The organism is Mesorhizobium sp. M7A.F.Ca.CA.002.05.1.1 (genome assembly GCF_003998335.1).
Lineage (GTDB): Bacteria > Pseudomonadota > Alphaproteobacteria > Rhizobiales > Rhizobiaceae > Mesorhizobium.
The window spans coordinates 1-1,573 of the sequence record NZ_RZQI01001151.1 but is presented as its reverse complement, the minus strand read 5'-3'; the positions used below and the strand labels follow the sequence as shown (position 1 = coordinate 1,573).

The window sequence follows — 1,573 nt, the reverse complement described above, 5'->3', positions numbered from 1 at the left end:
CGACAAGACCGCAGCCAACGCACAGCCCTTCTTTCTAGGGACCTTCGCTTCCAATTGTTCCGGCGGCATGACCGTCACCAAGGTTCCCGAACGATGGGTCAGTTCCTGGGACAACAATCTGCGGCTGGCGCATCTGCTCGACGACGCCGGTATCGATTTCATGCTGCCGATCGCCCGCTGGATCGGCTATGGGGGCGAGACCAATTTCCACGGCAACGTGCTGGAGACGATCACCTGGGCCGCAGGGCTCCTAGCGCTCACCCGCAACATCACGGTTTTCGCCACCACCCACACGGCGGCCAATCACCCTGTCGTCGTCGCCAAGCAATTGGCGACGATCGACCAGATCAGCCGCGGCCGTATCGGCCTCAACATCGTCGCCGGCTGGAACAAGCCGGAATATGAAGCGCTCGGGCTGACGCTGCCCGACGATCACATCACACGCTACGGCTACGCACAGGAATGGTTCGACATCGTCAGGGCGCTGTGGGATCGCACCGAGGCGTTCGACTGGGACGGCACCTATTTCAAGCTGAAGAACGTGCTTGGCGATCCGCGGCCGTCGGCGCGCCTGCCGATCCTCAACGCCGCCGGCTCGGAAGAAGGGCGCAAATTCGCTGTCCGCAATGCGGACTTCCTGTTCACGCCGGCAATCGATCTGTCACGCTCCAGGGACGAGATCGCCGCGCTGAAGCAACAGGCGGTCGCCGCCGGCAGCACTGTCGACGTGCTGACCTTTGCCCATGTCGTCTGCCGGCCGACCGAGAAGGAAGCGAAGGATTATCTCGAGCATTTCGCCCGCGCCAATGCCGACTGGGCAGCCGTCGACAATCTGGTGAAGCTGCAATTTGCGCATGCGCAGTCGTTCCCGCATGACCTCCTGGCGCTCATCCGCGATCGGATGGCGGCGGGCCATGGCGGCTTCCCGCTCACCGGCACGGCCGAACAGGTCGCTGATGGGATCACCGCCTTGCACGAGGCCGGATTTCGCGGCTCGACGCTGTCCTTCGTCGACTATGTCGAGGAATTCCCGTATTTTCGCGACACCGTCCTGCCTATCCTCGAACAGCGGGGCATCCGTATCGCAGCGGCCGCCATGCAGTCGGCGGCCTAGGAGCAACCCCCATGACCGAACCAACGACTTCGGAGGCAAATCCTGTCGGTGTCGCGGATTTTCGGGCCGCGATGCGGCTGATCGTCGGCAATGTCAGCGTCATCACCGCTGGCACCGGCGAGGATCGCTCCGGCCTGGTGGTCATTTCGGTCGTCTCGCTGTCGGCCGAGCCGCCCAAGGTGATCGCCTGCGTCAACAGGTCGTCGTCGACCTGGCCGGTGATCGAACGCTACCGGCATTTCGGCGTCAATTCGCTTGGCCCCCAGCATCAGCGCGTGGCCGAGCGGTTCTCCGGCTTTGGCGGCATCAAGGGCAAGGACCGCTATGAGGGCGCCGAATGGATGACGCTCAAGACCGGAGCTTTACTGCTTTCGGACGCGGTGGCCGCGTTCGACTGCAGCCTCGACGAGATGATCGATCGCGGCACGCATTCCATCGTCATCGGCTCGGTCGAGGCCG

The 1,573-nt window shown here is 63.6% G+C and carries 2 protein-coding genes; both read left to right on the top strand.

Going from position 1 to position 1,573, the window contains the following annotated elements:
- Positions 1 to 1,114 (top strand): LLM class flavin-dependent oxidoreductase (locus EN939_RS33530; protein ID WP_206528418.1); only part of this gene is annotated, 1,114 nt, incomplete at its 5' end.
- Positions 1,115 to 1,125: 11 nt separating this feature from the next.
- The coding region (locus EN939_RS33525) for a flavin reductase family protein (protein WP_164751486.1) at positions 1,126 to 1,573 on the top strand (448 nt) is incomplete at its 3' end.